20 protein-coding genes are annotated in these 21,221 nt (G+C 65.6%); 13 read left to right on the top strand and 7 right to left on the bottom strand.

Going from position 1 to position 21,221, the window contains the following annotated elements:
* Positions 1-71: 71 nt before the first annotated feature.
* Entirely contained in the window at positions 72-695 is a 624-nt protein-coding gene (locus tag SK1NUM_RS03410; RefSeq protein ID WP_212325373.1) for an isochorismatase family protein, read from the top strand.
* A 28-nt stretch (positions 696-723) separates the two neighbouring features.
* On the opposite strand, the gene SK1NUM_RS03405 is transcribed toward SK1NUM_RS03410, so the two are convergent.
* The 4 genes from SK1NUM_RS03405 to SK1NUM_RS03390 all read right to left on the bottom strand — a co-directional run bounded on the left by SK1NUM_RS03405 (position 724) and on the right by SK1NUM_RS03390 (position 6,215).
* Positions 724-2,043 carry a threonine/serine exporter family protein gene (locus tag SK1NUM_RS03405; RefSeq protein ID WP_212325371.1) on the bottom strand — a complete coding sequence of 440 codons (1,320 nt, stop codon included), beginning with the start codon at positions 2,041-2,043 and terminating at the stop codon, positions 724-726.
* A 116-nt stretch (positions 2,044-2,159) separates the two neighbouring features.
* Complete coding sequence (locus tag SK1NUM_RS03400; RefSeq protein ID WP_212325369.1) at positions 2,160-3,479, bottom strand: chloride channel protein; 1,320 nt, start codon at positions 3,477-3,479, stop codon at positions 2,160-2,162.
* 114 nt (positions 3,480-3,593) lie between these two features.
* Complete coding sequence (locus SK1NUM_RS03395; RefSeq protein WP_212325367.1) at positions 3,594-5,243, bottom strand: NAD-dependent malic enzyme; 1,650 nt, start codon at positions 5,241-5,243, stop codon at positions 3,594-3,596.
* A 303-nt stretch (positions 5,244-5,546) separates the two neighbouring features.
* On the bottom strand, positions 5,547-6,215 hold the full coding sequence (locus SK1NUM_RS03390; protein ID WP_212325365.1) for a TetR/AcrR family transcriptional regulator: 669 nt from the start codon (positions 6,213-6,215) through the stop codon (positions 5,547-5,549).
* A 215-nt stretch (positions 6,216-6,430) separates the two neighbouring features.
* Between SK1NUM_RS03390 and SK1NUM_RS03385 the strand changes: the two genes are divergently transcribed.
* The 3 genes from SK1NUM_RS03385 to SK1NUM_RS03375 all read left to right on the top strand — a co-directional run bounded on the left by SK1NUM_RS03385 (position 6,431) and on the right by SK1NUM_RS03375 (position 8,458).
* Positions 6,431-6,775, top strand: a complete 345-nt coding sequence (locus SK1NUM_RS03385; RefSeq protein ID WP_244980186.1) for a DUF6463 family protein — start codon at positions 6,431-6,433, stop codon at positions 6,773-6,775.
* Between the two features lie 140 nt (positions 6,776-6,915).
* Complete coding sequence (locus SK1NUM_RS03380; RefSeq protein ID WP_212325361.1) at positions 6,916-7,344, top strand: DNA-binding protein; 429 nt, start codon at positions 6,916-6,918, stop codon at positions 7,342-7,344.
* Positions 7,337-8,458, top strand: a complete 1,122-nt coding sequence (locus SK1NUM_RS03375) for a serine/threonine-protein kinase (protein ID WP_212325359.1) — start codon at positions 7,337-7,339, stop codon at positions 8,456-8,458. Before SK1NUM_RS03380 ends, SK1NUM_RS03375 begins: the two co-directional genes overlap by 8 nt.
* Before the next feature lie 80 nt (positions 8,459-8,538).
* On the opposite strand, the gene SK1NUM_RS03370 is transcribed toward SK1NUM_RS03375, so the two are convergent.
* Complete coding sequence (locus tag SK1NUM_RS03370) at positions 8,539-10,494, bottom strand: VWA domain-containing protein (RefSeq protein WP_212325357.1); 1,956 nt, start codon at positions 10,492-10,494, stop codon at positions 8,539-8,541.
* Positions 10,495-11,212: 718 nt separating this feature from the next.
* Between SK1NUM_RS03370 and SK1NUM_RS03365 the strand changes: the two genes are divergently transcribed.
* The 3 genes from SK1NUM_RS03365 to SK1NUM_RS03355 are packed head-to-tail and all read left to right on the top strand — an operon-like array spanning position 11,213 to position 12,835.
* On the top strand, positions 11,213-11,581 hold the full coding sequence (locus SK1NUM_RS03365) for a roadblock/LC7 domain-containing protein (protein WP_212325355.1): 369 nt from the start codon (positions 11,213-11,215) through the stop codon (positions 11,579-11,581).
* Positions 11,578-12,060 (top strand): PAS domain-containing protein, encoded by a 483-nt coding sequence (locus SK1NUM_RS03360; protein ID WP_223927771.1) that lies wholly within the window; start codon positions 11,578-11,580, stop codon positions 12,058-12,060. The genes SK1NUM_RS03365 and SK1NUM_RS03360 overlap by 4 nt, the downstream gene beginning before the upstream one ends.
* A 1-nt stretch (position 12,061) precedes the next feature.
* Complete coding sequence (locus tag SK1NUM_RS03355; protein WP_223927769.1) at positions 12,062-12,835, top strand: PhnD/SsuA/transferrin family substrate-binding protein; 774 nt, start codon at positions 12,062-12,064, stop codon at positions 12,833-12,835.
* 132 nt (positions 12,836-12,967) lie between these two features.
* On the opposite strand, the gene SK1NUM_RS03350 is transcribed toward SK1NUM_RS03355, so the two are convergent.
* The gene (locus tag SK1NUM_RS03350; RefSeq protein WP_212325353.1) at positions 12,968-13,300 is read right to left on the bottom strand and encodes a hypothetical protein; all 333 of its coding nucleotides are present in this window, start codon (positions 13,298-13,300) and stop codon (positions 12,968-12,970) included.
* A gap of 192 nt (positions 13,301-13,492) precedes the next feature.
* On the opposite strand from SK1NUM_RS03350, the gene SK1NUM_RS03345 reads away from it, so the two are divergent.
* From SK1NUM_RS03345 to SK1NUM_RS03330, 4 genes are all read left to right on the top strand, one after another.
* Positions 13,493-14,467 carry a class I SAM-dependent methyltransferase gene (locus SK1NUM_RS03345; protein WP_212325350.1) on the top strand — a complete coding sequence of 325 codons (975 nt, stop codon included), beginning with the start codon at positions 13,493-13,495 and terminating at the stop codon, positions 14,465-14,467.
* Positions 14,468-14,565: 98 nt separating this feature from the next.
* Complete coding sequence (locus SK1NUM_RS03340) at positions 14,566-16,008, top strand: S1C family serine protease (protein ID WP_223927767.1); 1,443 nt, start codon at positions 14,566-14,568, stop codon at positions 16,006-16,008.
* Between the two features lie 127 nt (positions 16,009-16,135).
* Positions 16,136-16,969, top strand: a complete 834-nt coding sequence (serB, locus tag SK1NUM_RS03335) for a phosphoserine phosphatase SerB (protein ID WP_212325348.1) — start codon at positions 16,136-16,138, stop codon at positions 16,967-16,969.
* Between the two features lie 106 nt (positions 16,970-17,075).
* Complete coding sequence (locus SK1NUM_RS03330; RefSeq protein WP_212325346.1) at positions 17,076-18,587, top strand: acetyl-CoA hydrolase/transferase family protein; 1,512 nt, start codon at positions 17,076-17,078, stop codon at positions 18,585-18,587.
* Between the two features lie 58 nt (positions 18,588-18,645).
* Here SK1NUM_RS03330 and SK1NUM_RS03325 read toward each other — a convergent pair whose 3' ends face one another.
* Positions 18,646-19,113, bottom strand: a complete 468-nt coding sequence (locus tag SK1NUM_RS03325; RefSeq protein ID WP_212325344.1) for a 2'-5' RNA ligase family protein — start codon at positions 19,111-19,113, stop codon at positions 18,646-18,648.
* A 184-nt stretch (positions 19,114-19,297) separates the two neighbouring features.
* On the opposite strand from SK1NUM_RS03325, the gene SK1NUM_RS03320 reads away from it, so the two are divergent.
* Together SK1NUM_RS03320 and SK1NUM_RS03315 are read left to right on the top strand one after the other, a co-directional pair.
* The gene (locus tag SK1NUM_RS03320; RefSeq protein WP_212325342.1) at positions 19,298-20,506 is read left to right on the top strand and encodes a M20 metallopeptidase family protein; all 1,209 of its coding nucleotides are present in this window, start codon (positions 19,298-19,300) and stop codon (positions 20,504-20,506) included.
* A 12-nt stretch (positions 20,507-20,518) separates the two neighbouring features.
* Positions 20,519-21,199, top strand: coding sequence for a hypothetical protein (locus tag SK1NUM_RS03315; RefSeq protein ID WP_212325340.1), 681 nt, complete (start codon positions 20,519-20,521; stop codon positions 21,197-21,199).
* Positions 21,200-21,221 lie beyond the last annotated feature (22 nt).

Here is a 21,221-nt window from a genome sequence, read left to right as displayed (position 1 = left end):
TTCCTATCAGCCACTCACGATAGCACTATGACCGCATCGAGAATGGTTAACGCCTCAGGAAAGGAATAACCATGAAAGAACGAGCCTTAATCGTGATCGATGTACAGAACGAATACTTTGATGGCCCGCTGGCCATTCACTATCCATCACGAGAGCAATCACTGGCGCACATCATCGAGGCAGTCGAGGCAGCACAAGACCGATTGCCGACCGTCATAGTGCAGCACGAGAACCCAAAAAACGCGGCCGCTTTCGCTGCTGGATCACAAGGACAGCGACTGCATCCCGCACTCAAGGCATGCAGCTCGTCTTCATGGCATTGGGTGACTAAACAATATGCCAGCATATTCGCTGGCACGACTCTGACCGACTGGCTCCGGACACAGGATGTCAAAGTTGTCACCCTGGTGGGCTACATGAGCAACAACTGCGTGATAGCTACGGCCGCCGATGCGGAACGACTCGGGTTTGCCGTCGAGGTGTTGTCCGACGCCACCGGTTCTATCCACCTGGCTAATGAGGCTGGCGCTATTTCAGCCCGGCAAATCCACGAAACACTGATGGTGTTGTTGCAGTCCAACTTCGCAGCAGTCGCCACAACTAAAGACTGGCTGCGCACAATACAAAGCGGCAATCTTTTACCGAAAAGCAATCTAGTGGTCTCTGCGTTGCAAGGCAACGCAGCCTACCCATAAACATTTAAGATCTCTTCGACAAGCCGTCTCAGATTTTCCGGTCGCGATGCATCCGGCGTAGCCAGAACTCGTGGGGCAGGGCGATCCCGATGGCCATCGCCAGGATGATCAGCAGCGCTGAGGCAGCGTCTTGGGCTGTCGCCCCCAGGGTAACGAGACTGGTGTCACCGGCCGCAATCTGGAAGATCCCCGAGAAAGCGCGAAACAGGAACACCCCAGGCACGAGAGCCACCACAGCGGCGAACCCGACGCCCGCAAAGGGAAGGTGCTTGTGGAAGCAGACCGGGGCCAGGATTGCCGCCACCAGGAGGCAATCCACCAGGGCGGCCGCGGGTATGCTCCAGCCCAGCCCGGCGATGCACAGCCACCTCGCTCCGTGCCCGATCGCCCCTGCCAGCGCTGCCCAACCGATGGACCGGTGGGGCATGGAGAAGAAGACGGGGAAACAACAGGCGACCAGACCGGCGGCGGCAACATCGAGCCACCATGGGACGGACACCCCCGGAGCCGTGACGGGAAGAGTGGTCCCGCCGAGAAACAGGCCAACGAGCAGCCCCAGGCAGATCATCAGGATCGTCACCGACGCATCACAGAGCCTGGCCATGCCGAGCCGGTGCCGCCGGTCTGCGAAGTCGAGGCAGGCATTGACCAAAGCCGGGCCGGGAACCAGCACCATCGCGGGGCAGACGGCCACGAGCCGGGCGGCGCTGGTCAGGTCCAGGTACACCGACAATGATCCGGCAATCCCCGCGATGAGGGCAGCGGCCAGGGTCTGCGTCACGAAGGTGGTGTGTCCTGCGAGCAGTCTCCGGGTCACCGCCCCTACAGCAGCGGCGACGAAGATGAGGGCCAATGCGCCCGGGCGCTGGGAGCCGAAGATCAGCGCCAGGCAGACAGCGCCCAAGCCCGCTGCAAGCGCGAACAGCCACGTCGGCCTGAGGGGGACGGTGCGCGCCGATGTGACCGCCGACCACAGCTGCTCCGCAGTCGGTGGCTTGTCGGCGAAGATCGTCGACACCAGGGGAGCCACCCTGCCCATGTGCACTGTGGAGGGCATGGCAGCGTGCGTCCGCACTGTCTCACCTTCGGGGGTGAACAACACCACCAGGGTCCACGTAATGTCCACCTTGTACCGGGTGCCCAGGATCTCATTCAATCTGGCAACGGCGCGCATCGTGGCACTGGTGGTGTGTCCATGAGCATGGAGCACTGAAGCGGCCTCGACGATGATGTCAGCAGGCGGCGGCGTCGGGTTGTCTCCAGACAGCATTGCTGCGACACCGGCTGGCTTGCCACGGCTCTCACCTGGCTGCGAGGGAGGCCGTTGTGCGCTAGGGCGATCGGGCATCGGTCCTGCTTTCTGCTGCAGCTGAAGCCGCCTCGGTGGCACCCGAAGCGGGTACGAATGCATCGTAGTCGCCGCCCGCCCACAAGAGGGACTCCCTCCCAGAGTGGTGCACGCGCTCACGACTGGCGGCGCAGCAGCCGGGGCAGCGCATCCAGCCAGGAACCCCGGGCCAGGAGGAGAGCCGCCACGACGGCCAGGCACACCGCCCCCAGCGCCCAGGCCTCAGGACGGACCAGCTCCCAGACGAAGACAGCACCGAAGACAGGGGCCTTCTGTGTGACCGCAAGCACCACTGCCGCTCCCACGAATGCCAAGACCGTCACGTTGACGTCGAACCCCATCAGCTGCGCTCCACCCGCCAAGGCAGCGCCAGCGCTCGCGCCTAGACCGAAAGACGGCGCAAGGAGACCTCCTGTGGCTCCCGCGCCCAGCGTCAGGGCGGTGAGGGCCGGTTTGAGGACGACGACCCCCAGCAGCATGGCCAGCGCCGTCCCTTGGGCATCAGATGCGAGGGCGAACGCCATGGCGTCCCGGCCATTGCCCGGCACCATGACCAGCCACAGCGACACCAGGCCCGTCGCGAGGCCGGCTCCCCCGATCGCCACTGGCAGGGTCCAGCCGTTGCCCAGGCGATGTCTTTTGACCCACGCCCACAGCATCCGGGCACCCACCCCCAGGCCCGCGGCGACCGGGACCAGCAGGACCAGCCCCAGGATCGTGGCCGTCGCCGGTGTCTCCATCGTCACCTGGAAGGCCGGCTGGCCGCCGGAATGCAGCCAGGAGACCACCGTCGCCACACAGCTGACCGGCACCGCCAGCAGCACACCACGGCGGCGCATGCCTGGGATCATGACGATCTCGACGGCATAGGCCGCCCCACCCAGGGGTGTGTTGTACATCGCCCCCAGACCGGCACCGGCCGCAGCCGCGATGAGCATGAGTGCCGTGGCCGCATCGAGACGCAGCCAGCTGCCTAGGCGGGCTGCCACCGCGCCGGCCGCCAGCCGCGGCGCGCCCTCACGCCCCACCGAGTTCCCCGACCCCACGGTTAGGACCTGGACGACGGCGTCGGCGAAGGGCCGCAGGATCCCCATCCGGGACGCGGTCCTGCCGGCGGGGTCCCTCAGGGCATCCTCCACGCCAGTGACCCCGCCGGTGGCGCGCAGCCACCACCACAGTGCCCCCGCCACAGCCCCGCCGGCGGCAGGGGCCAGGACACGCCGCCAGGACGGGGCCGCAGCCACCCGCTGCGGAAGACTGCCCTCGCTGACCCCATAGAACAGCGACTCGAAAACCTCCAGCAGCATCGCCATGGCGATGCCGATGAGCCCCGCCGCGACGCCCGCCAGGACAACGGCTGTCACGACCCGGCCGCGCCGTTCCCAGGCGGTCATCCCGGGGTGGGGCCGGGGGGCTGGCTCAGATGGCAAGGGCACCACCGCACGATATCCAACACGATCCGTTTCCCGCTCGGGCACCGCGGCAACCTGATCAGCGGCTGCCGCGCCTGGGGCAGAGAATCAGGCCAGCAACCCTGGCCGGCTTCCTGCTCACCCCGGGAGGGCCTGGTAGACCGGCTGCCACATGGCGTCCTGCACCGCCTGGATGAGGTCGTCGGGCTCCACGGTCGCCACCCCGTCGGCGGCCGCCTGCCTGGCCACCGCGACCGCGACGGTCGCCGACGAGGCCCGCAGGTTCTCCACCGGCGGCAGCAGCGCGGCACCGAGCTCGGTGGGATCGACCTGTCCCGCGACCGCCTGGGCAGCGGCCAGCAGCATGCCGTCGGTGACGGTGCTGGCGCCGGAGACAATGACCCCCAGCCCGAGTCCGGGGTACAGCAGCGCATTGTTGCCCTGCCCGATGGTGTAGGTCGTGCCGTCGTAGGTAAACGGGTCGACGGGGATGCCGACGGCCACCAGCGCGCGGCCCTTCGACCACGCGATGACGTCGCTGGGCATGGCCTCGATGCGCTCGGTGGGGTTCGACAGCGGCAACACGATGGGCCGCTCCACACCGGCGGACATGGTCTCGATGACCTCCCGGGTGAAGGCTCCGTGGTCGGTGGAGGTGCCGATCAGAATCGTCGGCTTCACCTGCTTCACAGTCTCCAACAGCCCGATCGTGCCGCCGTGCCGCTCCCAGTCCACGACCTCGGCGGCAGGGCGCGCGTAGGCAGCCTGGTACCCGGGCAGGCCCGGCATGTCATCGGTCACTAGGCCATTGCGGTCGATCAGCCACACCCGCCGGCGCGCCTCGTCCTCGCTGAGCCCGTCCCGCACCATGGCGGCGTGGATCTGGTCGGCCATGCCGGTGCCCGCGGTTCCGGCGCCGTAGACGACGAGCCGCTGGTCGGCGAACGTCTGTCCGGTCACCTTCAGTCCTGAGACGACGGCGGCCATGACGATGGCCCCAGTGCCCTGCATGTCGTCGTTGAAGATCCGGTACTTGTCGCGGTTCTCCACCAGGATGCGGCGGGCATTGGACGGTCCGAAGTCCTCGAAGTGGAGCAGTGCCTTCGGGTAGAGCTTGGCGGCGACGCGCAGATACTCGGCGATGAACTCGTCGTACCTCTCACCGCGGATGCGGGAATGCCGGTTGCCGAGGTAATCAGGATCGTTGAGCAGGAGTTCGTTGTTGGTGCCGCAGTCGAGGTTGACTGCAATGGCCCGCTCCGGATGGATGCCAGCGGCAGCGGTGTAGACAGCGAGCTTGCCCACGCTGATGTCGGTGCCGTTGACCCCCCAGTCGCCGATCCCCAGGATCTCCTCGGCATCCGAGACGACCAGCAGGTCGACGTCCTCCGGTCCCATATCAAGGGTCGCGAAGGAGGCCTCGATGTCCTCGATCCGGTCGATCGACAGGTAGACGGCGCGGGAACGCCGGTAGTCGCGCGACCACATCTTGATGGCCTCCCCGACGGTGGGGTCGTAGACGATGGGCAGCATCTCCGGCAGGTGGTCGGTGAGGAGACGGTAGTAGAGCACCTCGTTGCGGCTGTGCAGCTGGTCGAGGTAGATGTACCTGTGCAGGTCGGTGGTGAGGCTCTTCAGCTGCCGGTAGCAGCGAGCAACTTGCTGGTCGAGGGTCTCGACAGCTGAGGGCAGCCGGCCCGTCAGCCCGAGCTTGGCTCGCTCCTCCAGGGTGAATGCGGTGCCGCGGTTGGTGAGTGGGTTGGTCAGGGCAGCTGGGCGAGCGGGCATCAGAACCTCTTCCTGTGACAGCGCTTTCCGGGGACACCTGTCTCGTGGCGGCAGTCCCCACCGCTGATCCTATGCGAGTCAGCTGTGCGCAGCCGGTTCCCAAGCCGCTCAGTAGGGCATAGATACGCACGTATTGCCGGGTGCAGTTGATATGGCCTCAGGTGCCGGGGGGACGGCGTCCAGGTGCCATCCCGCAGAGCATCGGGAGGAAACCGCGCCGTGAGCCGGCTGTGGATCGCGCGCCGATGGCACCCCGCAACCAGGCTGGCAGGCCTGTGCGACCAGCCGGTTCTTACCGCGCGGTCACCTGGCGTGAGGGGGCGGTGAGACAGGATCTTCCAGGAGCCCTCCCGGCCGGTCCCCCACCGCCAGGGCATGTGGCACCATAGCCGCCACCATGTCGTCAAGCCAGCAGGGCATCGGCTCGCTCCCCGGACCGAGGAAGGGCCTCACCAGACCGTACGCGGTCTGATGAACGGCCAGCCGCACCAGCTCCAGCCTGTCGAGGGTCCCGAACCGGCGCCAGGTCAGTTCGCTGAACATCTTGTAGACCTCGTCGTTGAGCCCCCGGACGGCCTCCCGCAGCTCTGCGGGACAGACCGTCAGTTCCCCCTCCCCCGCGTCCAGCCGGCGCAGGACCTCCTTATATCTGAACAGTCTCAGGGCCTGCGCCTCGCCGGGGTGCTCCCGGCAGTAGCGCGGTATGGTGACGGCGGCCGCGACGAGTGCCTCATCAGGGTCAGCGGATGAGCGGGCAGCCGCGAGGAAGACAGCCTGAAAACGCCTGATGCTGCGCACCCACAACGTCAGCAGCAGCACCTCGCGGTTCGGGAACCGGTAGTACAGCGACCCGGGCTTCGCCCCCGCAGCAGTCGCAATGGCGGCGGTCGTAGCAGCCGCCCCGTCCTGGGCAACAATCGTCAGCGCAGCATCCAGCAGCGCGTCCTCGGTGAATTTAGGTGGCCGCCCCATGAGGAGAACTCTAGTGCCGCACGACGTGGCTTCGTCGACATTTCCCAGCACCGGATACGACACCTCACTTCGCCCACCCCACGCACAGCACGACCTGGCACTGCCTCAGTCGGCGGCCTGGAGAGCCTCTCCCGGCACCGCATCTCGCTGCCCAACTTACGCACGAGTCCCCGGCTGTGTTATTTTTTAGTATGCGATCAAAAACTTTTCCCCTGGTGGGCTGGAGCCTCATCATCATCGGCATCATCCACAACACCTTCGGCCTCGTCGTCGGGTGGAACGTCCTGGGCGAGGCCGTGAATGCGGGCCTGATCGGGGTCTGGGACAATTCACCTGTCAATGGTCTGTTCTTCTGGTTCCTGGTGACCGGCTTTGTCCTGATCGCGCTCGGCCTGCTTGCGGCGCGGCTGGAGAGCGCGGGCGTGGGAATCCCGGTCTCCTTCACGGTGTTCTTCGGCCTGCTGACCGTAGCGGGGGTGGTTCTCATGCCGGCATCGGGTTTCTGGCTGTTGTTGTTCCCCGTCGCGGTGTCCCTCATCCGGCATTTTCGCCGCGGCTGACCGGACTATATCCAAAGATATTCGATGCCTTGTGGGGGCAGGCGTAGCCAGAACGTCGATATCCCCTGTCTGACATCCGACCTCCCAGAAGTCGTGCCAATAACGTCCTTGCCCCGTAGGATGTCGACGAAGGAGGCACGATGGCGACTGAGGAGAACCTCGCGCGACAAAGGCAGATTTACGGTGAACCGCTTGCTGACATCGCGGGACGCATCCGGCGCGACCTGAGCCTGACGCAGGCAGGGCTCGCCGAGGTCCTGGGGCTGTCGGCGCCGATGATGTCGCAGTTGTTGTCAGGACAGCGCGCCAAGATCGGGAACCCGGCCGTGTTAGGACGCCTACAGGCCCTCATCGACCTCGCTCGCCAGGCATCGCGGCTGACGGCAACGCAACGCGCGGAACGCCTGACCGCAATCAAGGAAACCACGCCCACCATCTCCACGTCCATGCACCCCGCATCCAGGGAACTGCGCAACGCCGCACCGAAGGAGGAACTGCTGCGACTCGCGGGACTCACCACCGCGCCTGAACTATCCCGACTGCTGAGGATCGCCGCCGGCGATGGGTGAGGTTTTCGGCGGCCGGTACGAGCTCATCGACCCGATTGGCGAAGGTGGCATGGGCGCGGTGTGGCGTGCCCGCGACCTGAAGCTGAACCGGTTTGTCGCCGCCAAGGTGCTGCGCCAGTCCGATGCGTCGGCGCTGCTGCGTTTCGTCCGGGAGCAGGCGCTGCGGGTGGACCACCCAAACGTCATCGCGCCGCTCGGCTGGATCGGCGAGGACAACCGGGTGCTCTTCACCATGCGGATTGTCTCTGGCGGCTCCCTGGCGACGCTGATCGGCGACCACGGCCCCCTACCGCCCCGGTTTGCCGCCGAGATCATGCGCCAGCTCCTGGCCGGCCTCCAGGCGGTCCACGCCGCGCACCTGGTGCATCGCGACGTTAAACCGGCAAACATCCTCCTGGACGCCACAGGCAAGGGCCGTCCTCACGCCTACCTGTCGGATTTCGGGATCGCCATCGACCTTGAGGGCCCGCGCCTCACGGAAACCGGCATGGTCCATGGCACGCCGGGGTACCTAGCCCCGGAACTGATGAATCTCGGGGAGGCGAGCCCCGCGGTCGATCTGTTCGCCGTCGGCATGGTGGGGGCAACGATGCTGACCGGGTTGCGGCCCCGGGACATCGACACCAGTGCCCCTCCGCCCGAGGGGATCCCAGGCAACCTCTGGTCGCTGATCCGCGACCTGACCAATCCCCGCCCCGACACCCGTCCCGATCTGGCCACCGCGCTGAGGCGCCTGAGCACCGCGGACCTGGCCTGGCAGGACGGCGCGGCTGAGGAGGTCGAGGTGTTCCAGCAGCTCGCTCCCCTGCCTGCCAGCCCGCCGATTCCGCGCCCCGCCGATACCCCGACAACCCCGCTGGCTTCACCGATGACAGCCTCCCGGCAGTTCCAGACGCCCCCCGGCCACGCCCCCAGACCCTCTCCCACACCATCAATGCCCACACCGGTGACCCAGCCTTCAGCTTCGCCGGTGCAGATGCCCCCAGGCCCGCTGCCGCTGGCCGCGGTCCCGCAAACCCACAAACGCAGGAAAATCGACTGGTGGCTGCTCGGCGGCTCCCTGGCGCTGCTCGCCGGCGGAGTGGTCCTGCTAGTGCTGTGGATCATCCCCTGAGGACCCCCACCGGCGCACCTGAAACCCACAGAAACGGGTGGTCCCGGGCCAGCGCCCGGGACCACCCGTCAGGCAGGCGTCTACTCAGCCGGGCGGCGCAGCAGCACATAGGCGATACCGCCACCACCGAGGATCACCAGGACTCCACCCCCAGCGAGCATGAGCAGTTTGCCGGGGTCCGCGGACGCGGCTGCCTGGTCAGGGCTGTCGAATCCGCTGGTGTAGGCCCAGGTGGGCTGCGCGTCTCCCTCCTGATCCGAGGTCTCACCTGCGACATCTGAGGTCTCACCTGGGACATCTGAGACCTCACCTGAGACCTTGAGCGAGAACTGGATCTTCGTGGGCTGACCCTTCAGGAAGTCCGCCTGGCCCAGGGCAAGCGCATAGTAGTAATACCCCTCCATCGAGAAGCCAAGGCTTCGCCCGTAGTACATCTTGGGCGAGTCCCAGCGATTCCGGTACCGCACCTCAGGCGTCAGGTCGATGTGCGGAGCGCCGCTTGAACGCGCCCCGGTCTTGCTCATCGAGAAATGCAGACCAGTAGGGGTGTGGGAATCCATCCGGCTCAGGTCGGGCGCATAGACCGCGGGAGAGACGACGGCGTCGTCAGAGGGGGTGGCCCCCTGGATCACCTCGGGCAGGACCTCCAAGCCGTCGAGGGAGAAAACACCGTTCTGGCCATACTTTATGGGGGTCTTGAAAAAGACCATCTCGCCGGGTACCACCTCGGTGCTATAGGTTCCAGACCCCACCTCCAAGGCGTCATTGAAACTCGCGCCGCCAACCACCGATGTGGGATCACCAGAGGCGGGAGAGGCCGCTCCGCTGTCACTGGCCGAGGGCGTATCCACCACCCCGGCGGGCAGCTGACCGGCGTTCTCCATGGGAGCCTCCTCGATAACCCGGATCTCAATCGGCGTCTCACCACCAGTGCCCTTGATGCGTTTCACATTGAAATAGAGTTCCTTCGCCTCGGCGCATTTCTCTGAGCCACTCGGCGGCGTGGCGGCACCTGGTTTTGGATCCCGACCCATGGAGAGCAAGGTCTGCCCGACCACCACCCCGGTGTTGTAGCCGTCCTGGCCGGAGCTGGTCTGGTTATCACAAGAGTCGTCATCGAAAGTCTTCAGGCTCCACACCCAGCCGGCGCGCTCGTTCGACTCCTTGGTGTTCGCACCAGGCATACGGGCCAGGATGTTGACACGTATCGTGGACCCGGGCTGGGTCCGCTTCACCCTGTAATACTTCTCGGTTTCCTCAGATGTGGACGCAACCGAGGTGTCTGTGTACTGCCCGGGGGTCAGCAGCGGAGCGCCAGCAGGGATCGCGGTGCCCTGGACCGGTGTGCCCGAGACGGTGAATTCACGCGAGGTACGCGCCCCGAGACGCTGCAGGCTCGATTCGAGGGCCGTCGCGTCCTTGGCCTCGTAGTAGGTGCCTCCGCCGGCCTCTGCGATACAGGAAAGCTGCTCGCGCGCTTTGTCCTGGACTGCGAATCCGACGGTGTCGATCTGCAGACTGACGCCGCCGGCGATCAGTGAGCGGATCTCCTGGCAGGGATCGGGCGAGCAGGTCTCTTCGCCATCGGAGACGAGGATGACATGGCGCTTTCCGCCGTCCCCCAGGTCTTTGGCCCCCTCCTTCAGCGAGTAGGCGATGGGGCTATCGCCGCGAGGCTGGAACTGGTTGATGGCGCTGGTCAGGCCGGCCTTGTCCAGGGCACCCACGGGATGCGCCTGGCGAGAGTCCGAGCAGGACCCCGAGGCTCCGTTGCCGTCGGCATCCGCACCGTAGACCCGCAGGCCGACCTCTGCGTTCGAGGGTATGGAATCGAGGGCACGGATCAGCGATTTCTTTGCCGCGTCCATCTTGGCGCCGCCGGAGGGGTCGGCTTCTTTCATAGATCCGGAGGAGTCCAGCATCAGCAAGACCTTGGGGGCAGAGTCATCTGCTTGTGCGGCAGGCTGGGCAAGTCCGTACATGGAAACCAGCAGCAGCACCCCGCAGGCTGCTGCCAGATGGCGGGATCGGGTCATCGGCTTACCTCCAATCTTCGCAAATGCGAATTTATGCTTCGCGTTTGCAAATGTCAACCGCCGACTCGACCCCGCGGGCACGACCCAGTGTCGCGTGGTGGAAGTTCAGTTGGGAGGTTGTTCCGGGGCGGATGGTGTGCCAAGGCAACCCGAGTGAAACGCTACCGGGCGTACCGTGATGTAAGAGGTGAATGAGGCGAGGCACCGCAACCAGGAGAAGAAAAACACCGGCGAACTAACGCCACGCGACACTAGTTCTAGCTCAGGTCTCCCGACCCCGTGACAAGTCCCCGTGCCGAGCCGGCCCGGCCCTGCACGGATCTGGCATCTCAGAAGCGGCCAAGTCTTGGAGTGACAAAGCCCGCCCTGACCCTGCACAGGCCTGGCCGCCTGGCGTCACCACGCTGGCCCAGGCATCCACAATGGCGGGCGTCCAGTGCCTGATGCCCCTGGACGAGCCTGACGCCGCCTGGTTCAATCAGATCGCGCAAACCCCATGCACGAAACCACCCACCCCATCAAGGCCTTTTTTTCGGCATACTCAGAGCACGTGAAGCGAACAACATTCACTCAAGAAGGATAGTCACTTTAGGAGGTATGGCTAAAGCGGAGCTTTAAACTTTTGACAACCATCCACTTCTATCGCCAAACTTCTAATATGACCGTACCGCTCAGGGCGCTGGAGACCAGCACCGGACCGCAAAACCAAAGGAAGACCATGTCCAGGATTGAACAGATCCAACAACACCTGCAAAGGCTCGTCGCTCTCACCCCCGACCTGGAGGGCGCGCTTCTCGTGACTCTCGACGGCCTGCCCATCGCCTCGGCGCTGGCTGGGGGCACTGACGAGGACCGCGTCGCGGCCATGGGCGCCGCCGCGCTGGCGACCGGAACCCGCACCGTCAGCGAGCTGAAGCGTGGTGAGCTGGAGCAGGTGCTGGTCAAGGGCAGCGACGGCTACATCGTGCACATCGCAGCCGGACACGAGGCCGTCCTGATCGGCATCTCGAACGGCTACGCCAAGCTCGGCATGATCCTCTTCGAGATGAAGGCGACGGCCAAGGACCTCGCTCGCGAACTCGCATGAAAAAGCTGGGGGATATGACCGGCCCGGGACGGGCAGCGCAATGGACCTACTACGACGGCAGCAGTCGTCAGGTGGTGGTCACCGACGTGGAGACTCGTTTCCCGACCGGTGAGCTGATCGTGTCACAGACCGATCGTGACGGCATGATCACCACGTGCAATGAGGCGTTCGTCATCATGTCGGGTTTCACCAAGGAGGAGCTGATCGGGGCGCCGCACGCGATCCTGCGCCATCCAGACATGCCACGCGCCGCCTATCAGGATCTGTGGTCCACTGTGCAGCAGGGTAAGCGCTGGAGCGGTTACGTGAAGAACCTCCGGGCCGACGGCGGCTACTACTGGGTATACGCCACGGTGATTCCGAAGGTGCGCAATGGCCAGATTCTCGGACACACCTCAGTGCGCCGGGAGCCATCGCGCGACAAGGTGGCAGAGATGGAAAAGCTCTACGCCGAAATGGTGAAGGCCGAGGGTCGCTGAAATGACCTTGCACTTCGCCATCAGTCCTGATGTGAACATTCAGAATGTCACGGACTGGTTCATTTTCAACACCAAACTGCAGCGGATCACGGGTGAGGCTTTTCATCCCACGTCTTACACGGATTTCGCTGATCTGCATTCTGCCTTCGCGGAGGGTAGAGCTGATTTGGTCTACGCAAATGCGGCAGACACGGCTCATCTCGTCAGAGACAAAGGATATCTTCCTGTCGCCTGGGCAAGCGGTATGGCGAAAGAGGCAACAGTCGCGGTCTCCGCTGACAGCGATATCCAGCAGGTGACCGACCTGAGCACTCCGTTAACCGCGGCAGCCACGGATGCCCCCGACGTCGAACGAATCTGCCGCATCCTCCTGGAGCCTGCGAACCTGGCCTACCGGGATGTCGATGTGTCACTGCGCCCCAATCCGGTGCTGGTCGCCAAAGCGGTCATTCAGGGGCAGGTGCAGGTCGGATTCTTCCCGCAGGATGCCTATGAGGAGTTGTCCTCGATAGTGAAGATGCAGCTCCGCGAGCTGATCCGCAGCCGGATCTATGTGGTGCGCAGCAGTCTGCTCGTCAGCCCCGGCATAGCTCACCTGGTTGAACCGGTCTGGAAAGGCCTGGAGCAGATGAGCGCCGACCCCGCCAACACAGAGCTGCTCACTGCCCTGGGAGCCCCCAACGGCTGGGAACGCCTGGCTCAGGAGGACACAGAGTTCATGATCGACCTCATGGACGCCCTGGCTCAGGAGGACTCACCGAGCCGGTCGGACTGAAGGCCCGGAAACGCGAGAGGCAGCATCTATGGGTGCTGCCTCTTTCTCTTGGAGGTGAGCAGCTCTCAGGCTCCGTCGCAGCAAGGGTCATCAGAAGCGGCAGCCAGCAAAGCTTTTCCTATGCCAAGACCACTATGCCAAGACCACAGTGCGCCGGACCGGCGAACACGTCGGTGATGAAAGGGCCGTGGAGTCCGCCGTCCCAGATGGATTCACTGTCATAACAGCGCCCACGGGCTGGCCATCAATCTCGCTCAAGAGGCTCGCGTCGGAGCGGAGAAATCCGTATTCACCGGCGAAGGCGGCCAGGATCTCCGACCGGGCGCCGAGATCATCAGCCCCAATGCCGGAAGGGTGGCTCATGAGATACAGCCGGGCCAGCGAGTTCAGATCATCAATGCCGATGCCCCGCAATGGCAGCCTGGCAATGGCTTCTGCGGGTATCAGGGACAGGCCGGCGGTCAACAGGCCTGAGGCATGGGGAATCCGTTTCTTCGCGGTCCGCTGCTGGGATAAGGGTATTCATGCCTGAAAGCCTGTCAGGCATCTGTCATCTTTCCGGAAGAACATGAGATGGTGCCGAACAGCAACAGCGAAATGCCCTTCCGTGGCCTTTCGGTCACTGCGGCTGCGGCGTCACCGTGAGACGATTCCTGCATGCACCCCGTCGATCCACTGATCCTGGACGAGTCCCCCGAGCGGGCCGAGGCAATCGCCGTCATCGACGCCCCCGGTCTCGTCACCGCAGCCAGGGAACGCAGCGGCGACGTCCGGGTGTGGTGCGACGACCTGCGTGACGCACAGGCCGTGGCCGAGATCGATCCTGGCCTGCTCGTTGCCCACCCCGGCGAGCTGAGAGGCGTGACGCTCGCCTGGGGACATCTGCCGAAATCCCTCGCGGCACTGGATGAGCAGTGCGCCAGCGTCCAGGGCGCCTCGGATGTGCTGTTCCTCAGCGGTGCCCGGGTCAAGCACATGAACCGCTCCATGAACCAGGTGCTGGCCCGTCATTTCACGGCCGTGAATGCCAGCCTGGGACGTTCCAAATGCCGGGTCCTGCGGGGCTGGGGACCGAACCAGCTCACCTCCGAGTGGCCGAAGAACCGCCGGCACGCCGACCTTGACCTGGTGCTCGTCGCCCACGGCGCCACATTCAACGGCAACCGCATCGACGACGGCACCCGGCTTCTCCTAGACCACCTGCAGCCCGAGGGCCGGCGAGCCCTGGACCTCGGATGCGGAAACGGGGTGATCGCCGCCTTCCTCGCCCGGCACGGCCTGGAGACCACAGCGACCGATGTCTCCTGGTCGGCCGTGACCGCCACCCGCGCCACCGCTGAGGCAAACGGCCTCGACATCGAGGTCCGCTGGGCTGACGGCCTCAGTGATTTCCCTGCCCACAGCTTCGACGTCATCGCCGCCAATCCCCCGTTCCACCAGGGTCACGCGAAGGAGTCCGGGCCAACCCTGCGGATGTTCGACCAGATCGCCCGGGTGCTGCGTCCCGGCGGGCAGTTCTGGTGCGTCTTCAACTCGCATCTGCCGTGGCGCCGTGAGCTGGCTGAACGGGTTGGTCGGACCAGGGTCGTAGCTCAGGACAGAAGCTATCAACTGACGTTTACAATTCCGTGACCTGTCCACAGGAAGCACGCAAAAAACTCACAGGTAGCTCACAGACTCCCGGAGTTTCGTATCTCCCGTAGCCACAACGCGAACGAATGGAGATTCCGATGACGAACCAGGAAAACAACCGCCCGGCCTTCACCCAGGACGGCCTGCCCGGGAATCCCTTCCACAATGCGCCCGGCTACCAGCAGAACACCTATCAATCGCACAACCACCAACAGCAGCCCCACCAAGACGGCCACCCCAGCCCCCAAAGCCCCGCTTACCAGGCCGGCCAGGGCAGCCAGATGCCCCAGACTCCCACTGGGCAAGGCCAGAGCGCACAGACCCCCAACGGGCCGTCTCACGGCACGAGCCCGGTATCCCCTGGCGCGGTCCCGGCCGCAGGTCCATACCCCGCCCCAGCTCAGGCGGCCACGACGACGCGCCCCAGGAAGAGCCGGAAGACCCTGGCGGGGCTGGTTGCCGTCGCCCTGCTGTCGGCCGGAGTTGGTGGAGTCAGCGCGGTCGCCGCAAACCACTACCTGGGCAGCGGCTCGAATGCCTCCTCCGCCGTCTCCACGGCGACCACCACCCAGGTGGCCCAGTCGTCCGCGAACAGCCCCGACTGGACGGCCACGGCGGCCGCCGTCAAGAACGCTGTGGTTGCCATCAAGGTGGCCGGCAGCAGCGGCCAGGGCCAGGGGTCGGGTGTGGTCATCGACTCCCAGGGGCACATCGTCACCAACAATCACGTGGTCTCCAGCGCCGGCCAGGGTGCCCAGATCAACGTCACGATAGGTGACAAGAGCTACGCAGCCAGCGTCGTCGGCACCGATCCCTCCACGGACCTGGCGGTGCTGAAGCTTGAGAACCCGCCGTCGGATCTGACGGTCGCGTCCTGGGGTGATTCCTCCGGCCTCAAGGTGGGGCAGCCCGTGATGGCTGTCGGCAACCCCCTGGGGCTATCCGACACCGTCACCACCGGCATCGTCTCGGCCCTGAACCGGCCCGTCACCACGCAGGCCGTATCCTCGGAGAACACCGCGAATAACCAGGGCAGCGATGTGGTGGTCACCTCCGCCATCCAGACCAACGCGGCAATCAACCCCGGCAACTCGGGCGGGGCCCTGGTGGACTCGTCGGGTGCGCTGGTCGGTATCACCTCCTCGATCGCGTCCCTGGCCTCGGGCAACTCCTCCGGCCAGTCCGGCAACATCGGCATCGGTTTCGCCATCCCGTCAGCTCAGGCGAAGTCCGTGGTTGAGCAGCTCATCGCAAACGGAACCGTCAAGCACGCCCAGATAGGGGTCCGCGCCAGCGACGGCTCCTCCGGGACCCAGCTCGGGGCCAAGGTGGATGAGGTCACCCAGGGATCCCCCGCCGAGAAAGCCGGTTTGCGCACCGGCGACCTCATCACCGCCATCGACGGCACCCCGGTGGTGGGGACTGAGTCCCTGGTGGCGCAGATACGCACCCACGAGGTGGGCAAGGAGGTGACGCTGAAGGTCCTCCGGGACGGTGAGACCATCGAGCTGAAAGCCACCCTGGCTGCTGCCAGCCGCTGAGCCCGTGGCCTGGAGGCCATACCTGTTGAGAGATCGTCTGGGCCCTCCCGCCCCACTCCGGGAGGGCCCAGATCGTTTTCTCGAGGCTTGTTTTCCCGGGGTAGGTTTTCTGGATAGCCTCGACGCCATGCGTGCCCGCCTCACCGCCTTGAATCCGGCTCCGGTCGCTCTCCCCTTTGATGTTGAGGCCGGCTGGCAGCCGCGGCCATTCGGGTACGCCGCCAGTCACCTCGTCGATACTGACGACCCGGAGCAGATGCGGCTGAGTCTTGTTGAAGTGGCCTCGGGTGGGGTGGTGACAGGGCCCCTGGCCACGGAGCCGGCGCGTCTGGTGATGATGGATGTGGACTCGACCCTGACCACGACAGAGGCCATCGACCTCCTGGCCTCCCACGCGGGGACCGGCGGCCTTGTCGCGTCCATCACCGAACGCGCCATGCGCGGTGAGCTCGACTTCGAGAGCTCGCTACGGGAGCGAGTGGCCACGCTGAGGGGCCTGCCAGCCGGTGTCTTCGGCGACGTGCTTCCCTGCATGACCCTCTCCCCGGGGGCCCGGGAGCTGATCGCGGCCCTCCACGAGGCGGGGGTGCGGGTGGGCGTCACCTCGGGCGGGTTCAGCGCCCTGGTGGGCCCGCTGGCAGAGGAACTGTGCCTCGACTTCTTCAACGCCAACCACCTGGAGGTACGCAACGGCCATCTGACGGGCCAGGTGACCGGCACCGTCGTGGACCGGGCCCAGAAAGCCCGCGACCTCACCCAGTTCGCGCAGGACTCCGGCGTCCCACTCGAATACGCCGTGGCAGTGGGTGACGGCGCCAACGACCTGGGGATGCTCGCTGCCGCCGGGCTCAGCGTCGCCTACTGCGCGAAACCCGCGACGGCGACCCGGGCAGACGCAGTCATCGCCTTCCCCCGGCTCGATGCCCTGACCGACCTGGTCCTAGCGGGTCCTGGGTCCTGAACGGCATTCCCTGGCCACGCGGGAATGGCGACACCCCCATGCGTTCCCTGGGCAGTGAGCCGATACGCTTACAACCACCACATGCAGGTTCTTCCAAGGAGGGAATATGTCAGATCGGATTCGGAACGAGAGGTTCCGTTCCAAGGTGATGTCTGCGGCGGATGCCGCAGCCCTGGTGGAGAATGGCTGGAATATCGGCTTCTCCGGCTTCACCGGCGCTGGCTATCCCAAAGCCTTCCCCGGTGCGCTCGCCGAGCGCATCACCGCTGCCCACGAGAAGGGAGAGGAGTTCCGGGTCGGCGTCTGGACCGGCGCCTCCACCGCCCCCGAACTGGACGGAGCGCTGGCTGCCACAGGCGGCGTCGCCTACCGGCAGCCCTACCAGTCCGACCCTGCGATGCGCACCGCCATCAACAAGGGCGACTCCTACTACACCGACATCCACCTGTCGCATGTCGGGAACCAGGTGACCCAGGGCTTCCTGGGCAAGCTCAACCTGGCCGTGATCGAGGCCACCGCCATCACGACCTACGGCGAGATCGTGCCGTCATCGTCGGTGGGCATGAACCGCACCTACGTCGACCAGGCTGACAAGGTGATCATCGAGGTCAACTCGTGGCAGTCGGAAGACCTCTACGGCATGCACGACATCTACTACCCCATCGGCGCGCTGCCCCCGAGCCGGGTACCCCTGCCCATCACAGCCCCGGGCGACCGCATTGGCGGCAAGACCATGCTGGTGGACCCGGAGAAGGTGGTGGCCGTCATCGCCACCGACGCGGCCGACCGGAACACCCCGTTCAAACCGCTCGACGACGACTCCCGCGCCATCGCCGGCTATTTCCTGGACTTCCTGGCCGACGAGGTCAAGCACGGCCGCCTGCCCGAGAACCTGCTCCCGCTGCAGTCAGGGGTCGGGAACATCGCTAACGCGGTGCTCGCCGGCCTACTGGAGGGTCCGTTCGAGAACCTGACCTCATACACCGAGGTGATCCAGGACGGCATGGTCGACCTGCTGGACTCCGGCAAGCTCCTGGTGGCCTCCGCCACGGCGTTCTCGCTGTCCCCCGAGGCCGCACACAAGATGAACGAGAACGCTGCCGACTACACCAAGAAGATCATTCTGCGCCCGCAGGACGTCTCCAACCATCCGGAGCCAATCCGCCGCATGGGTGTCATCGCCTGCAATGGCATGATCGAGGCCGACATCTACGGCAACGTCAACTCCACCCACATCATGGGCTCCCGGATGCAGAACGGCATCGGCGGCTCGGGCGACTTCACCCGCAACGGCTTCTTCTCCGCCTTCGTGACTCCGTCGACGGCGAAGGGCGGGGCGATCTCGGCCATCACCCCGATGGTCAGCCATGTGGACCACACCGAACACGACGTAGACCTGATCATCACGGAGCAGGGACTGGCCGACCTGCGCGGCCTGGCACCCAGGCAGCGCGCCCAGGCGATCATCGAGAACTGCGCACACCCGGATTACAAGGAACCGCTGCGCGAGTACGTGAAACTGGCCGCCACGAAGGCCAATGGGCAGCACACCCCGCATGACCTGTCCAGCGCCCTCAGCTGGCATGTCCGTTTCCTGGAGACCGGCTCCATGAAGTGACACCCTGCCCAGCCAGACAGCAGGTCCCCGTCCCAGCACAGGGACGGGGACCTGCTATTCACTCCCCCAGCTGGTAGGTGCGATGCCGCTGCCAGCGGCCTGTGCCGGGCGGGGGACCACTCCACAGCTCGACGGTGGTGCAGACCTGGCGGACCGGGAGCTTCGCAAGCACTTCGGCCTCCGCGGCCCGCAGCTCCGAGGCTGGGGCACGCTTGCCGATGGTCACGTGCGGGACGGCACGCTCGGGGACGGCGCCGAAGGCCGGATATTCCGGGAACACCTCACGGATCCTGGTGACGAGGTTCGTCAGCACCGTCGTGTTGTCGGGCACCAGGTACACCGAGTCGGTCCCGAACCAGCCGGTGCGGGTGAAGTCGATGTGGAAGCGCCCGAAGTCGCGCAGCACCTCGATCAGGGCGTCGTCGTCTCCCATCGAAAGGTTCGTGGTGAACGGGTACAGCAGGTTGAGATGAGCGGACACTCCGTCTGCCGCTGATGGGTCCAGACGTTCTCTCAGGCTCTGCACAACCGGCTCCGTGTCTGAGCATTTCAACATCAGCGCTGACTGCCGACGCACCAGGTGAGGCTTAGAGACGGCTTGCATGAGAACATCTTATGAGTTTCTCAGTATTTGCGACGAATTGAGCGGAGCGAGTCGCGATACGGTCCCTGCCCGCGGCCTCGCCTGAGGCGTGAAAGACTTGGTGCTCGTGAGTATCCGGGAGTACTGCAACCAGTTGAGCACCGAGCTCGTGGCCCTGCGCCGCGAACTCCACCAGATTCCTGAGGTTGGGCTCGACCTGCCCCTGACCCAGGCTCGGGTGCTAAAGGCCCTCGACGGCCTGCCGTTGGAGATCACGCTGGGCAAATCACTGAGCAGCATCGTCGCGGTGCTGCGCGGCACGGCCCCTGGCGACAATGAAAGACCCGTCGTGCTACTTCGCGGCGACATGGACGGCCTGCCGGTCAGGGAGCTGTCTGGTGAGCCGTTCGCATCGGAGAACGGCAACATGCATGCCTGCGGACACGATCTGCACATGTCATTGCTGGTCGGAGCCGCTAAGGCGCTCGCAGCCCATCGCGATGAGCTGGCTGGGGATGTGATCCTCCAGTTCCAGCCGGGCGAGGAGGGTTTCGACGGCTGTGGCCACATGATTGGCGAGGGCCTGCTGGACGCTGCCGGGCGGCGTCCCGATGCTGCCTGGGCCATCCATGTGTGGGCGGGGCTGGATCCGCTGGGCACCTTCTCCACCAAACCCGGCCCGGTGATGGCCGGGGCCGATGTGATCAAGGCCCGGGTGGTGGGACGTGGGGGTCACGGCTCCGCTCCGCAACTGGCCGCCGACCCCGTCCCCGCGCTGGCGGAGATGATCACCGCCACCCACGCCATGGTCACGCGCCGGTTCAGCATCTTCGACCCTGTGGTGGTCAGCGTGGGCCGGGTACAGGCGGGCACGGCGGCCAATGTGATTCCGGAGGACGCCTTCTTCGACGCCACGATGCGCACCTTCTCCGAAGCATCCCGGTCACGCCTGATGCAGCTCTGGCCGGAGCTGCTGGAGGGCATTGCCCGGGTCCACGGCGTCAGCGTGGAGATCGAGGTGGTCGAGCAGTATCCCGTCACCGTCAACGACGACGCTGCTGCGGACCATGTCGCCGAGGTGGTGGCTGAGGTGTTCGGCGAGGACCGGCATGCCCGCTGGAGCAATCCGCTGGCTGCTGCCGAGGACTTCTCCCGCATCCTGGAGGTGACTCCCGGCTGCTTCATCGGCCTGTCGGCCTGCCTGCCCGAGCTGGACCCGGCGACCGCCCCGATGAACCACTCGGCCTACTGCCGTTTCGATGACTCCGTGATCGCCGACGGCTCCGCTCTCCTGGCGGAGCTGGCGCACAGGCGTCTTACGCTCTCAGCCCAGTAGTCTTGGAGGACGATGACCACCCATCCGATACCCCCTCCACAGGCCACACCGCCAGGAACGCCCGTTTCTGGGGGCCCAGCGCCATCTAGTCCTGCCCCAGGGCTTCAGCCCGGCGTCACGCCCGCTGTCAAGGAGATCGCGACGCTGCCGCCGCTGCCGGTGCTGCGCCAGGAGGTCCCCCTGTCCAAGCGCACAGGAGAACCACCCAGGCCGTGGAGCACGCTGGTGGCACTGGTGCTCTTCTGCCTGGCCGCCGCGGCCATCGCAGTCGTCTATGGGCGGCACTGGTGGCTCGCCGTGCACCCCAGCTCGTACCCGGCATCGGCGAATCTGGTCCAGTGGGTGAGCCCTGATCCCGGGAAGTGGCTGTCGCTGACCTTGGAAGGGGTGCTGGCGCTCGTCGTCGTGCTGGTGGCGGGGGCCTGCGCCGTCGCGGGGTATCAGGCCTGGATCGGCTGGAGCTGGTCGCGGCCCATCGCGATCACGGCGCTGGCTCTGACGGTGGTCGCGATGCTGCTGTTTGATCTGTGGGCGCTGCCCGGGGCTGCCTTGGCGCTGCTGGGAACCGTGTTCGTGTTCTGGCCCGACACGACCCGCTACCTCAGGTACTGCAAAGCTCACCGGGCCTCGTCCCAGGAGACCTATCAGACTCCGGGAAACATCTTCTACGGCCGCCTACCGCGCTTCCGCTGACCGGAGCCGGGCGGAAGCGCGG

The sequence above is a fragment of the Arachnia rubra genome (genome assembly GCF_019973735.1).
GTDB classification, from domain to species: domain Bacteria; phylum Actinomycetota; class Actinomycetes; order Propionibacteriales; family Propionibacteriaceae; genus Arachnia; species Arachnia rubra.
Note: the sequence above shows the minus strand (reverse complement) of the source record. Positions and strands in the feature narration are given on the sequence as shown.

What these genes read in the sequence shown, in the direction of transcription:
- SK1NUM_RS03410 (WP_212325373.1), top strand. Translation starts at nt 72, where the DNA reads ATGAAAGAACGAGCCTTAATCGTGATCGATGTACAGAACGAATACTTT.
- SK1NUM_RS03405 (WP_212325371.1), bottom strand. Translation starts at nt 2,043, where the DNA reads ATGCCCGATCGCCCTAGCGCACAACGGCCTCCCTCGCAGCCAGGTGAG.
- SK1NUM_RS03395 (WP_212325367.1), bottom strand. Translation starts at nt 5,243, where the DNA reads ATGCCCGCTCGCCCAGCTGCCCTGACCAACCCACTCACCAACCGCGGC.
- SK1NUM_RS03390 (WP_212325365.1), bottom strand. Translation starts at nt 6,215, where the DNA reads ATGGGGCGGCCACCTAAATTCACCGAGGACGCGCTGCTGGATGCTGCG.
- SK1NUM_RS03380 (WP_212325361.1), top strand. Translation starts at nt 6,916, where the DNA reads ATGGCGACTGAGGAGAACCTCGCGCGACAAAGGCAGATTTACGGTGAA.
- SK1NUM_RS03375 (WP_212325359.1), top strand. Translation starts at nt 7,337, where the DNA reads ATGGGTGAGGTTTTCGGCGGCCGGTACGAGCTCATCGACCCGATTGGC.
- SK1NUM_RS03370 (WP_212325357.1), bottom strand. Translation starts at nt 10,494, where the DNA reads ATGACCCGATCCCGCCATCTGGCAGCAGCCTGCGGGGTGCTGCTGCTG.
- SK1NUM_RS03365 (WP_212325355.1), top strand. Translation starts at nt 11,213, where the DNA reads ATGTCCAGGATTGAACAGATCCAACAACACCTGCAAAGGCTCGTCGCT.
- SK1NUM_RS03360 (WP_223927771.1), top strand. Translation starts at nt 11,578, where the DNA reads ATGAAAAAGCTGGGGGATATGACCGGCCCGGGACGGGCAGCGCAATGG.
- SK1NUM_RS03355 (WP_223927769.1), top strand. Translation starts at nt 12,062, where the DNA reads ATGACCTTGCACTTCGCCATCAGTCCTGATGTGAACATTCAGAATGTC.
- SK1NUM_RS03345 (WP_212325350.1), top strand. Translation starts at nt 13,493, where the DNA reads ATGCACCCCGTCGATCCACTGATCCTGGACGAGTCCCCCGAGCGGGCC.
- SK1NUM_RS03340 (WP_223927767.1), top strand. Translation starts at nt 14,566, where the DNA reads ATGACGAACCAGGAAAACAACCGCCCGGCCTTCACCCAGGACGGCCTG.
- serB (WP_212325348.1), top strand. Translation starts at nt 16,136, where the DNA reads ATGCGTGCCCGCCTCACCGCCTTGAATCCGGCTCCGGTCGCTCTCCCC.
- SK1NUM_RS03330 (WP_212325346.1), top strand. Translation starts at nt 17,076, where the DNA reads ATGTCAGATCGGATTCGGAACGAGAGGTTCCGTTCCAAGGTGATGTCT.
- SK1NUM_RS03315 (WP_212325340.1), top strand. Translation starts at nt 20,519, where the DNA reads ATGACCACCCATCCGATACCCCCTCCACAGGCCACACCGCCAGGAACG.